Origin of the sequence: Jiangella anatolica, from assembly GCF_003236295.1 — a bacterium.
Lineage (GTDB): Bacteria > Actinomycetota > Actinomycetes > Jiangellales > Jiangellaceae > Jiangella > Jiangella anatolica.
Genome location: NZ_POTW01000031.1, coordinates 1 through 12220, shown reverse-complemented (window position 1 = coordinate 12220; position 12220 = coordinate 1). Strand labels below are relative to the sequence as shown.

General features: G+C 72.7%; 12 protein-coding genes. 6 read left to right on the top strand and 6 right to left on the bottom strand.

Annotation, left to right across the window (positions count from 1 at the left end):
- Positions 1-33: 33 nt before the first annotated feature.
- Positions 34-999 (top strand): zinc-binding dehydrogenase, encoded by a 966-nt coding sequence (locus C1I92_RS14650; protein WP_111255398.1) that lies wholly within the window; start codon positions 34-36, stop codon positions 997-999.
- A gap of 59 nt (positions 1000-1058) precedes the next feature.
- Here C1I92_RS14650 and C1I92_RS14645 read toward each other — a convergent pair whose 3' ends face one another.
- The 6 genes from C1I92_RS14645 to C1I92_RS14620 form a co-directional block, all read right to left on the bottom strand.
- Positions 1059-1538, bottom strand: coding sequence for a phosphatase domain-containing protein (locus C1I92_RS14645; protein WP_111255397.1), 480 nt, complete (start codon positions 1536-1538; stop codon positions 1059-1061).
- On the bottom strand, positions 1535-2362 hold the full coding sequence (locus C1I92_RS14640; RefSeq protein ID WP_146605145.1) for a polysaccharide deacetylase family protein: 828 nt from the start codon (positions 2360-2362) through the stop codon (positions 1535-1537). Before C1I92_RS14640 ends, C1I92_RS14645 begins: the two co-directional genes overlap by 4 nt.
- Before the next feature lie 83 nt (positions 2363-2445).
- A complete protein-coding gene (locus tag C1I92_RS14635) occupies positions 2446-4113 on the bottom strand; it encodes a substrate-binding domain-containing protein (protein WP_111255395.1) in 1668 nt (555 codons plus the stop codon).
- A 159-nt stretch (positions 4114-4272) separates the two neighbouring features.
- Positions 4273-4458 (bottom strand): DUF1918 domain-containing protein, encoded by a 186-nt coding sequence (locus tag C1I92_RS14630; protein ID WP_111255394.1) that lies wholly within the window; start codon positions 4456-4458, stop codon positions 4273-4275.
- 76 nt (positions 4459-4534) lie between these two features.
- The gene (locus C1I92_RS14625; RefSeq protein ID WP_199521238.1) at positions 4535-5389 is read right to left on the bottom strand and encodes an ABC transporter permease; all 855 of its coding nucleotides are present in this window, start codon (positions 5387-5389) and stop codon (positions 4535-4537) included.
- Complete coding sequence (locus C1I92_RS14620) at positions 5386-6357, bottom strand: ATP-binding cassette domain-containing protein (RefSeq protein ID WP_199521237.1); 972 nt, start codon at positions 6355-6357, stop codon at positions 5386-5388. The genes C1I92_RS14625 and C1I92_RS14620 overlap by 4 nt, the downstream gene beginning before the upstream one ends.
- Positions 6358-6454: 97 nt before the next feature.
- On the opposite strand from C1I92_RS14620, the gene C1I92_RS14615 reads away from it, so the two are divergent.
- The 5 genes from C1I92_RS14615 to C1I92_RS14595 all read left to right on the top strand — a co-directional run.
- The gene (locus C1I92_RS14615; protein ID WP_111255391.1) at positions 6455-7228 is read left to right on the top strand and encodes a TetR/AcrR family transcriptional regulator; all 774 of its coding nucleotides are present in this window, start codon (positions 6455-6457) and stop codon (positions 7226-7228) included.
- A gap of 109 nt (positions 7229-7337) precedes the next feature.
- Positions 7338-8765, top strand: a complete 1428-nt coding sequence (locus tag C1I92_RS14610) for a basic amino acid/polyamine antiporter (RefSeq protein ID WP_111255390.1) — start codon at positions 7338-7340, stop codon at positions 8763-8765.
- Between the two features lie 12 nt (positions 8766-8777).
- Positions 8778-10025 (top strand): arginine deiminase, encoded by a 1248-nt coding sequence (locus C1I92_RS14605; protein WP_111255389.1) that lies wholly within the window; start codon positions 8778-8780, stop codon positions 10023-10025.
- A gap of 82 nt (positions 10026-10107) precedes the next feature.
- A complete protein-coding gene (gene gnd, locus C1I92_RS14600) occupies positions 10108-11550 on the top strand; it encodes an NADP-dependent phosphogluconate dehydrogenase (protein ID WP_111255388.1) in 1443 nt (480 codons plus the stop codon).
- A 6-nt stretch (positions 11551-11556) separates the two neighbouring features.
- A partial coding sequence (locus C1I92_RS14595) for a serine/threonine-protein kinase (protein WP_146605144.1) occupies positions 11557-12220 on the top strand: 664 nt, incomplete at its 3' end.

Below are 12220 nucleotides of genomic sequence, written 5' to 3'. Positions count from 1 at the left end.
CTCAAGTCTGGTTGAGGTAGGAGACTGCGGTCCATGCATGCCATCGAGGTACGGGAGTTCGGCGGCCCGGAGGTCCTGGTCGCGCGCGAGGTGCCGGACCCGGTCGCCGGGCCGGGACAGGTCGTCGTCGCGCTGGCGGCGGCCGACGTCATCTATCTGGACACGCTGCTGCGCGGCGGTTGGGGCGGCGAGTACTTCCCGGTGAAACCGCCGTACGTGCCCGGCGGCGGGGGAGCGGGCACCGTCGTCGCGACCGGACCGGGCGTCGACGCCGGCTGGGTGGGCCGCCGGGTGCTGGCCCGCGGCTCCGGCGGCTACGCGGCCCGGATGGTCGCGGACATCGATGAACTGGTCGAGCTGCCCGGCAGCGTCGGCTGGACCGAGGCGGCCGCGCTGCTCCACGACGGCGTGACGGCGCTCAGCCTGCTCCGCGAGGCGCCGGTCGCGGCCGGCGACACGGTGCTGGTCGCGGCCGCCGCCGGGGGAGCGGGCTCGCTGCTGGTCCAGCTGGCGACGTCGGCCGGCGCCCGGGTCGTCGCGGCCGCCCGCGGCGAGCGGAAGCTGGCACTGGCCCGCGAGCTGGGCGCCGACGTCACCGTCGACTACGGCGAGGACGGCTGGCAGCACCGGGTCCGCGCGGCCACCGGCGGCGACGGCGTCGACGTCGCGTTCGACGGCGCCGGCGGGCCGCTCGGCTCGGCCGTCTTCGACACCGTCGGCCGCGGCGGCCGGTTCGTCACCTACGGCACCGCCGGCGGCGGGTTCACGGCGATCGACCCCGAGCTCGCCGCCCAACGGCGCGTCGAGGTGACGAACGCGCTGGCCACGCGGCTGGACCGGGCCGCGACGCGGGAGCTGCTGGCCGAGGCGCTCGCGCACGCTGCCACCGACCGCCTCCGCCCCGTCATCGCCGCGACCCACCCGCTGGACCGGGCCGCCGACGCACACACGGCGCTGGAGGCCCGCGCCACCGCCGGCAAGTCCCTCCTGCTCCCATGATCATCAACCTTTGGTGTCGTTCTGACGACCCAAAAGGTTGATGATCATGGGGCCATGGGCTACGTGCGGCCGTCGGCTTCCTGGGCGCTGAACAGGGTTGGGTCGGGGCGGCCCCACTCGGCCTCGTAGACGGTGAACCCGGCGGCCCGCGCGGCGGTGCAGACGGCCGGGTCGTCGTCGACGAGCATGGCGACGTCGCGCTGACCGGCCAGCCGGCGCAGCACACCGATCTTGAACAGCCGGGCCGGGCGCCGGTCGTCGTCGGGGCGGAGCATGATGGTGCCGGCCGGTGCGCCGTTCGCGGCGAGCCACCTCTGCGTGACGGCGCGGGTGCGCTCCGGCCGGCCGCTGAGGTAGACCACCTCGTGCTCGTGCGCCAGCAGCGTCACCAGCTCGATGCCCTCCGGGTACGGCGTGTCGTCGCCCATCGCGCCGAAGAAGCCGGCCCAGTCCTTCGGCCGCCGCTTCAGGTGGTGCAGGCGGTGCTGGACGTCGGCGAGGACACCGTCGATGTCGACGACGGCGTACGGGCGGGTCATGAGTCTCCCGGCAGGACGTAGCGGTAGCCGGCCGCGTCGAGGCCGGTGAGGATCTGGTCCAGCGCCGCGACCGTCTGCGACCGGTCGCCGCCGCCGTCGTGCAGCAGGATCACCGACCCCGGCTCCAGCCGGCTCAGCACCGACTGCACGATCGGAACGGTACCGGGCCGGGACCAGTCGCGCGGGTCGACGGTCCAGTCCAGCGGCTCCAGGCCCAGGTCGTCGATGACGCCCTCGATCTGCGGCTGCACGTACGTGCCGGGCTGGCGGAACCAGCGCACCTCGGTGTCGCCGCCGACGGCGTCGTCGAGCGCCTCGTCGGTCTCGGTGATCTGCCGCTCGATCTGCTCCCGGGTCCGCTCGGACAGCTTCTCGTCGTGCGTGTCGGTGTGGTTGCACAGTGCGTGACCGGCGTCGACGACCTGGCGGACGAGCTCGGGGTGCTCGCGTGCCGCGCGGCCGACCATGCAGAACACCGCGATCGCGTCGTGCTCCTCCAGCAGCTGAAGCACCTGCGGCGTGTAGACGGGGTGCGGGCCGTCGTCGAAGGTGAGCGTGACGGTGTACTCCTCGGGGTCGCCGCCGGTGTCCGGGTTCGTGTCCCCGTCGGAGTCACCGCCGGACTCACCATCGGAGTCCCCGGAGCCCGAACCGCCGGAGCCGGAGCCGCCGGAGCCGGAGTCAGCGCCGGCGGAGGGCGAGGCCGACGCCGACGGGCTCGCCGTCGGGTCGTCGCGATCGGTGTCGCGGTTGTCCGCCGCGACCGCGATCAGCCCCACCATGATGCCGATGAGGATGGTGGCCGGCCAGGACAAGTTGTTCACCGGTGCCACCTCCCTCCGGCCGCCGTCGACCCATGATCATAGAGTTTGCGGCGGCAGAAACCGGACAGGCGCGCCTATCGACATCAGCAGTTCGGACGGCACTGGCGTTCGATCATGGCCTGGATGAACACGCTCTGGATGTCGCTGGGATCCTCCGCGTGGTAAGCCGTCGTGCCGGTGGCGGCGGAGATCTGCTGCAGCGCCTCCATGTCGGCCTCCGGGCCCATCCCGATGGTGATGACCGGTACCGGCGCGGCCGGGTCGAACTGCGCGGTGAGCTGGGTGAGCAGCGTCTCCAGGTCGATGCCGTCCGGGTCGTCCTCGTTGCGGCCGTCGGTCAGCAGCACCACCGAGTTGACCATGCCGGCCTGGTAGCTGCTGCGCATCGACTGGAACGCGGCCAGCGCGGTGTCGTAGAGGCCGGTGCCGCCCTCGGCCCGGTCCGGCAGCGACTCGACGGCGGCGACGAGCGCCTGCCCGCGGGTCGTGCCGTCCTCGAGCTCCTCGTCCATCGGGCCGACGTCGACCAGCTGGACGTAGTCGTTCGGCGGGTCCTGCAGGATCGAGAACGCCCACAGCCCGACCGACGCGTCCGGCGGGAACAGCTGCAGCGCCTCCAGGGCGGCGTCACGGGTCAGCTCCATGCGGGTGGCACCGCCGTCGACCTGCTCGTTCATCGACCCGGAGACGTCGATGACGGCGAGCATCCGCATGTCCAGTGCGAGCGCCGCCCACTGCCGGGACAGCTCGGCGACCTGCTCCGGGTCGGGGGCGGGGAGCAGCTCGGGCATGGCCGGGCGGATGCCGTCGACGACGCCGGCGTCGCTGTCGGCGGCGCCGTCGGGGCTGCGGAAGCCGGCCCGCCGGATCGTCTCCTGCGCCTCGTCGGACCCGAGGTACGTGACGAACGCCTCGGCCGCCGCCCGCGCGTCGTCGTCGTCCTCGACGGCGGAGACGGCCAGCGCCGGGTAGTCGAATCCGAACGTGCCCTCGGCGGGGTAGAGCGCGGCCAGCCGCGTGCTCCCGGCGTTGCGGTTGTGCGCGACGACGGACTGCTCGGTCGCGGTGAACGCCGCCGGCGACTCCGCGGCCGCCGCGAACGCGTCGTCGACGGTCGCGACGGCGGCCTGCGACACCCGCGTCATCACCTCGACCAGCTGGTCGGGCTCGACCTGCTCGCCCAGCGCGGTGCGGACGGCCAGCAGCGTGGCCAGGCCCTCCTCGTTCGCGGCCGGGTCGGCGATGACCGCCTGACCCTCGCCCTGCACCAGCGCCGACCAGGAGATCTGCGCCTCCTCGCCGCCGGCGGCCGCCGCGGCCTCCTGCGGCATCACCACGACCAGCGGCGACAGCGCGACGTTCGCCAGCGGCTCGGTCAGGCCCTCCTCGACGGCCGGCCCGAGCGCGCGCGTCTTCGGGATCCACAGATCCGGCGCCTGGTCGGTGCCGAAGGAGGGGACGGCCGAGGCCGCGCTGGTCGCGGTGACGGAGACCTCGACGCACTGGTCGCCCTGACGGGGGTCGGTGTCGGCGTAGGTCTGGGCCAGACCGGTCAGCACCGGGGCGATCGTCGGGTCGGCTGCGACGGTGACCGGCAGCGGCCCGTCGCAGCCGCCGCCGCCGTCGTCGAGGACCGACGCGACACCGAGACCGGCGGCGCCGATGAGGGCGACGGCCATGACCGACAGGCCGAGCCGGCGCAACCAGGGCGACGGCGCGGCCGGGCGGTGCGAGGCGTGGCGTCCTGGCATCTGTGGCGGCTCCCGGAGAGTCGTGGGATTGCAGACTAACCGGGAGCAATGCGACTCAGGTAATGACACGTCACTCGTGTCACACGTGACTCCACCTCGTTGGATGCCGGCATCACTCCAGGAGCGACGTGGGCTCGGCAGGGGAGGCGCGCTGGGCGATCAGTCGGCGGGCTCGATGTGGGCGTCGGTGCCGGGGTAGAACAGGCCCTGGGCGCCGTCGGACCAGCGGACCAGGAACGGCGGGCCGCCGTCCGGGCCGTGTGCTTCGAGCACCTCGCCCTCGCGCCGGGGCGAGCCGACCTTCGTTCCCTCGACCACCAGACGGTCGCCGTCGTGTGCGCGCACGGTCCTCGACCTCCTCGACCGGACCCGAACCCGTCATCATCCAGCGTGCTCCCACCGGCGGCCGAGGGCAACGGGATCAGCGGCTGAGCTTCTGGTACTGCCGGATCGACAGCGGCACGAAGATCGCCATCAGCACCAGCGGCCAGCCGATCGCGAGCAGCAGGCTGTGCTGTGCCGCCCACGAGTCGCCGCCGAAGCCGGGGTTGCCAAACAGCTCACGCGTCGTGGCCACCGTCGAGGACAGCGGGTTCCACTCCGACACCGCGCCCAGCCAGCCCGGCATCAGCTCCGGCGCGACGAACACGTTGGACGGCGCGGTCAGCGGGAACGCGGCCGGGAAGACGATGACGCCGACGGTGTCCGGGTTCGGCACGACCAGGCCGAGGTAGATGCCGATCCAGGTGATGGCCAGGCGCAGTAGCAGGATCAGCCCGACGGCTGCCAGTGCGTCGCCGATCCCGTTGCGCCACTGCCAGCCGACCAGCAGCCCGCAGACCACCAGCGTCGTCAGCTCCAGCACGGCGCGGACGAGGTCGGCGGCGCTGCGCCCGACGACCAGCGCGGACCGGGCCATCGGCATGGACCGGAACCGGTCGACGACACCGCGGTCGACGTCGAACGCGACGCCGGTGGCCGTGGCGCCCAGGCCGTACAGCATCGTCATCGCGAACACGCCGGGCAGTAGGAACTCGCGGTAGTCCCCGCCGCCGGGCAGCGCCATCCCGCTGCCGAACACGTAGCCGAAGACCAGCACGAACATGATCGGCAGGGTGAAGTAGATGACCACCTCCTCCGGCGCCCGGACGACGTGCGCCAGGTTGCGCTTCGTCATCACCCAGGCATCGGCGGCGGTCCAGCGCAGCCGGGCCGCCGGCGTGCGGGCCGGCGGGGGAGTGGTCAGGGCCGGGGGTCGTTGCAGAGCCGTGCTCATGCGGCGGTCTCCTCAGGGATTGCGGCCTGGTGGCCGGTGAGGTGCAGGAAGGCTTCGTCGAGCGTGGGCCGGCGCAGGCCGACGTCCTCGGCGGCGACGCCGGCGGCCTGCAGCTCGCGGACGACCTCGGTGAGCGCGGCCATCCGGTCGGCGACCGGTGCGCTGACCCGGCGGGTGTCGGCGTCGGTCTCCGGTTCCGCGGTGCCGACCCGGGCGACGACGGCGGCCGCCGCGCCGAGCTGGGCGACGTCGTGGACGACGACCTCGATGCGGTCGCCGCCGATGCGGGCCTTCAGCTCGTCGGCGGTGCCCTCGGCGACGACGCGGCCGGTGTCGATGACGGAGATCCGGCCGGCCAGCTGGTCGGCCTCCTCCAGGTACTGGGTGGTGAGCAGCACCGTCGTGCCGCCGGCGACCAGCGACCGGATGGCGTCCCACATGTCGTTGCGGCTGCGCGGGTCCAGGCCGGTCGTCGGCTCGTCCAGGAACAGCACCTCCGGCGCCAGGATGAGGCTGGCCGCGAGGTCGAGGCGGCGCCGCATGCCGCCGGAGTACGTGCGCCCGGACCGGTCGGCGGCGGCGGTGAGGTCGAACTGTTCCAGCAGGTCGTCGGCCCGGCGCTTGGCCTGCCGCGCACTCAGGTGGTACAGCCGGCCGAACATCACCAGGTTCTGCCGGCCCGACAGTGTCTCGTCGACCGCGGCGTACTGGCCGGTCAAGCCGATGCGGCGGCGCACGTCGTCGGCCTCGGTGACGACGTCGTGCCCCGCGACCCGGGCGCTGCCCCCGTCGAAGCTCAGCAGCGTGGCCAGGATGCGGACGGCGGTGGTCTTGCCGGCGCCGTTCGGGCCGAGCAGCCCGTGCACGACCCCGCGGCCGACCGTCAGGTCCAGTCCGTCCAGTGCGTAGCTGCTGCCGTACCGCTTGCGCAGCCCTTCGGCGACGATCGTCGCGTCGTTGGTGGTCACGGCCACCCTCCTTAAACTGTTTATGGCGTATAGCACTTGGTTTATGTTGTACACAGTTCTAGGATGAGCGTCAAGCGATCGACTCCGGAGGGGGAGCATGGCCACCGACCAGCGTCAGGCCGATCCGAACCGCACGCTCGAGCTGCTGTGGGACGTCCAGCCGGCGCCGACCCGGGGGCCCAAGCCCGCGCTGTCGGTGCGGCAGATCGTCGACGCCGGCATCGCGATCGCCGACGCGGAAGGGGTGGCGGCGGTCTCCATGCGCCGGGTCGCCGACGAGCTGGGCTACACGACGATGTCGCTGTACCGGTACGTGCCGAGCAAGACCGACCTGCTGGAGCTGATGGTCGAGCACGCCTCTGAGGTGCCCGAGGCGCCGGACGGGCTGACTGGATGGCGCGAGAAGCTGCGCTGGTGGGCCACCCGGACCGTTGACGTCTACCGGCACCGGCGGTGGGCGCTGGACGTCCCGCTCAACAGCCCACCGATGGGGCCGAACCAGATCAAGCGCATGGAGCAGGCGCTCGAGGCGCTGGACGAGACCGGGCTCAGCGGGGGAGAGATGCTCGGAATCCTGGTCGCGCTCAGCGGCTACGTGCGCGGCCACGCGCAGCTGGCCAGCACGCTGGCCGACGTCGAGGCGCGTACCGGCACGCCACAGGCGGCCTGGGACCAGGCCTACGGGCGCATGCTCACGACGTTCGTGAACCCGGCCGAGCACCCCACGCTGGCCCGCATCGTCACCCAGGACGGCTTCGCGAGCTATGCCGAGCCCGACGACGAGTGGCTGGGCGACGACTTCGCGTTCGGGCTGGAGCTGGTTCTCGACGGCATCGAGCGCTATCTCGAACGCCGCATGTCACCCGAGTGACACGCTGCATTGTCACTCGGGGGCCAGTCTCGCGAAACGCCCGATCCGCCCGCTGAGGGTGCGTTAGTGTGCCAGTTCGGGTATTGCGCGATCTTCGGCGGGGGCGGAGATGGCCGAGACATCGGTGGCACAGTCCGCACAGAAGGTGACGCTGGCGACCCTCACGGCCATGGTGGTCGGCTCGATGGTGGGCGCCGGGGTCTTCTCGCTGCCCCAGCGGTTCGGCAGCGAGACCGGGGTGGCCGGCGCGCTGGTCGCCTGGGCGGTCGCCGGCAGCGGCATGCTCATGCTGGCCTTCGTCTTCCAGACGCTGGCCATGCGGCGGCCCGACCTCGACGCCGGGGTGTACGCGTACGCGAAGGCCGGCTTCGGCGAGTACCTCGGCTTCTTCTCCGCGTTCGGGTACTGGGCCAGCGCCTGCGTCGGCAACGTGACCTACTGGGTGCTCATCATGTCGACGGTGGGCGCGATCGCCCCGGCACTGGGCGACGGCGACACCGCGCTGGCCGTCGTGCTCAGCAGCGTCGGGCTGTGGACGTTCTACCTGCTGATCCGGCGGGGCGTGCAGGAGGCGACGGCGATCAACCGCGTCGTCACCGTGGCCAAGGTCATCCCGATCGTCGTCTTCGTCATCCTCGCCGTGTTCTACCTCGATCCGCAGGTGTTCGCCGACAACTGGAGCGGCGGTGGACTGGGATCGATGTACGAGCAGGTCAGGGGCACGATGCTGGTGACCGTGTTCGTGTTCCTCGGCGTCGAGGGCGCCAGCGTGTACTCCCGCCACGCCCGCCGGCGCCAGGACGTCGGACGGGCGACGCTGCTGGGCTTCGCGATGGTGCTGAGCATCTTCGCGTCGGTCACCATCGTGTCGTACGGCATCCTGCCCAGCGACGAGCTGGCCGAGCTGCGGCAGCCGTCGATGGCCGCCGTCCTCGAGGCGGCGGTGGGGCAGTGGGGCGAGGTGTTCGTCAGCGTCGGGCTGATCGTGTCCGTCCTCGGCGCCTACCTCGCGTGGACGCTGATGGCGGCCGAGGTACTGTTCGTCGCGGCCGCCGACCACGACATGCCCCGGTTCCTCGGCCGCAAGACCGGCGCCGACGTCCCCGGCCCGGCGCTGCTGCTGACGACCGTCCTGGTCCAGGCGGTGCTGATCGCGACGGCGTTCTCCGAGAACGCGTTCAACTTCGCGCTGAACCTCACCAGCGCGCTGACGCTGATCCCGTTCCTGCTCGCCGCCGGCTACGCGCTGAAGCTGGCGCTCGGCATGGACGCCGCCTGGCCCGGGGGAGTGCGGCGCGAGATCGTCATCGGCGCCATCGCCACCCTGTACACGGCGTTCCTGCTGTACGCCGCCGGGCTGAAGTACCTGCTCGTCTCGTTCATCGTCTACGCGCCGGCCACCGTCCTGTTCGTGCTGGCCCGCCGTGAGCAGGGCCGGGCACCGTTCAGCGCCGGCGAGCTGGTCATCCTGGCCGTCTCTCTCGCCGGCGCGGTGGCCGGCGTCGTCGCCCTCGTCCAGGGCTGGATCACTCTCTGAAAGGACTCCGCCATGACCGACGGCACCGCACACGGCGTCCACTCGGAGGTGGGACGGCTGCGCAAGGTGCTGGTCTGCCGGCCCGGCCTCGCGCACGAGCGACTGACGCCGACCAACTCCGACGACCTGCTCTTCGACGACGTCCTGTGGGTGGAGTCCGCGCAGCGCGACCACCGGGACTTCGTCGACCAGCTGCGCGGCCGCGGCGTCGAGGTCGTCGAGCTGCACGACCTGCTGGCGCAGACGATGGAGAACGCCGACGCCCGGTCGTGGCTGCTGGACCGCAAGGTGACCGCCGACCAGGTCGGGCTCGGCTTCGTCGACGCCACCCGCGAGTTCCTCGAGTCGCTGGAGCCGGCCGCGCTGGCGGAGTTCCTCATCGGCGGGCTGGCCGTGAGCGACCTGCCGGACGGCCAGGTGCCCGGGTACGGCGCGCTGGCGCGTGAGTCCGTCGGCGCCCGCGACTATCTGCTGCCGCCGCTGCCGAACACCCTGTACACGCGCGACACGACCTGCTGGCTCTACGGCGGGCTGACGATGAACCCGCTGTACTGGCCGGCCCGGCACGACGAGACGCTGCTCTACAAGGCGATCTACACGTTCCACCCCGGCTACGCGGGCTCGACGGTCTGGTGGGGCGACCCGGAGCGCGACTGGGGCCGGGCGACGTTCGAGGGCGGCGACATCATGCCGGTGGGCAACGGCACCGTGCTCATGGGCATGAGCGAGCGGACCTCCCGGCACGCGATCACGCAGGTCGCGGCCGCCCTCTTCGCGCAGGGCGCCGCCGAGCGCGTCATTATCGCTGGCATGCCCAAGCTGCGGGCGGCGATGCACCTGGACACCGTCTTCACCTTCGCCGACCGCGACCTCGTCACCGTCTTCCCGCGCATCGTCGACGCGGTGCACGTGTTCACGCTGCGCCCGAGCGAGCGGCCGCCGGGCGTCGACGTCACCGACGAGGGCGACGCGCGGCTGGTCGACGTCGTCGCGGCGGCCCTCGGCCTGGACCGGCTGCGCGTCGTCGAGACCGGCGGCGACGTCTACGCGTCGGAGCGGCAGCAGTGGGACAGCGGCAACAACGCCGTCGCCGTCGAGCCGGGGGTCGTGTTCACCTACGACCGCAACACCCAGACCAACGCGGCGCTGGAGGCGGCCGGCATCGACGTGCTGACGATCGTCGGCGCGGAGCTCGGCCGCGGCCGCGGCGGCGGCCACTGCATGACCTGTCCGCTGATCCGCGATCCGGTCGCGTTCTGACCGGCCGGCGCCGGCTCGGCATACTGGGGTCCGGCGGCGGCCGCCGCCGGAACTCGGGCAGGCGCGACGGGAGCAGGCACTGATGGCTGGAACGGCACAGATCGGCGTCACCGGGCTCGCGGTCATGGGCCGCAACCTCGCCCGCAACTTCGCGCGGCACGGGTACGCCGTCGCAGTGCACAACCGCACGGCCAGCCGGACCCGCGACCTCGTCGAGCAGTTCGGCCACGAGGGGACGTTCGTCCCCGCCGAGACCGCCGAGGAGTTCGTCGCCGCGCTGGAGCGGCCGCGCCGGCTGGTCGTCATGGTGAAGGCGGGCGCGCCGACCGACGCCGTCATCGACGAGTTCGCGCCGCTGCTGGAGCCCGGCGACATGATCATCGACGGCGGCAACGCGCACTTCGCCGACACCCGCCGGCGTGAGGCGGCGCTGCGCGAGCGCGGGCTGCACTTCGTCGGCACCGGCATCTCCGGTGGCGAGGAGGGCGCGCTGAACGGCCCGAGCATCATGCCCGGCGGTTCGGAGGAGTCGTACGCCTCGCTCGGCCCGATGCTGGAGACCATCTCCGCCAAGGCCGACGACGGGTCGCCGTGCTGCACGCACATCGGCGCGGACGGCGCCGGGCATTTCGTCAAGATGGTGCACAACGGCATCGAGTACGCCGACATGCAGCTCATCGCCGAGGCGTACGACCTGCTCCGCCAGGGCGCCGGCTACGACCCGGCCCGGATCGCCGAGGTGTTCCGCGACTGGAACGCCGGCCGGCTGGACTCCTACCTGATCGAGATCACCGCCGAGGTGCTCGCGCACATCGACGCCGCCACCGGCCAGCCGTTCGTCGACGTCGTCCTTGACCAGGCCGAGCAGAAGGGCACCGGGCGCTGGACCGTGCAGATCGCGCTGGACCTGGGCGTCCCGGTCAACGGGATCGCCGAGGCGGTGTTCGCCCGGTCGCTGTCCGGACACGCCGGCCAGCGCGCCGTCGGGCGCGGACTGGCCGGGCCGGCTCCGGTGGCGCTGCCGGCCGACGAGGCGGCGCTCTTCGCCGACCAGGTCGAGCAGGCGCTGTACGCGTCGAAGGTGGTGTCGTATACGCAGGGCTTCCACCAGCTGCAGGCCGCGGGGGAGGAGTACGACTGGACGCTGGACCTCGGCGCGATCGCCGGCATCTGGCGCGGCGGCTGCATCATCCGGGCGGCGTTCCTGGATCGGATCACCGCGGCGTACGCGAAGGATCCGGCGCTGCCCAGCCTCCTCGCCGACGAGCAGTTCGCGGCGGAGCTGGGCGCGGCGCAGAACGGCTGGCGGACGGTGGTCGCGACGGCGGCGCGGCTGGGGATCCCGGCGCCCGGCTTCGCGACCGCGCTGGCGTACTACGACGCGCTCCGGGCGCCGCGGCTGCCGGCCGCGCTGACCCAGGGCCAGCGCGACTTCTTCGGCGCACACACCTACCACCGGGTCGACCGCGACGGCGTCTTCCACACCGACTGGTCCGGCGACCGGGCGGAGACGCAGCAGAGCTGAGCCGTCATGGGTGAGGTGTTCGCGGGCCGCTACGAGCTGGTCGACGTGCTCGGCCGCGGCGGCATGGGTGACGTCTGGCGGGTGTGGGACCTGCGCGAACGGGTCTTCCGCGCGGCCAAGCTGCAACGCCAGTCAGACGGCGCCGCGCTGCTGCGGTTCGTCCGCGAGTCCTCCACCCGGGTCGACCACCCGCACGTCCTCACCCCGTCCAGCTGGTGGGCCGACGACGGCCGCGTCCTGTTCGTCATGCCGATCGTCGCCGGCGGGTCGGTCGCCGTGCTGCTCGCCGACCACGGCCCGCTCGGTGACTGGTGGACGGCGACCCTGGGCGGGCAGCTGCTCGACGCGCTGGCTGCCGTACATGCGGCCGGGATCGTGCACCGCGACGTGAAGCCGTCCAACCTGCTGCTCGAGGCGACCGGGGTGGGCGCACCCGTGCTGCGGCTGTCGGACTTCGGGATCTCCGCCCGCCTGGACGAGCCGCGGCTGACCCGGACGACCGAGGTCGTGCACACGCCGGGGTACTCGGCGCCGGAGGCCCGGCGGGGAGCGGATCCGGACCCGCGCCAGGACCTCTACTCCGTGGGCGTGGTGCTGACGGAGCTGCTCACCGGCCAGCGCGTCGGCGCCGGGGAGCCGGGTGGCGCGGGGGAGCCGGGCGGTGCGGGCG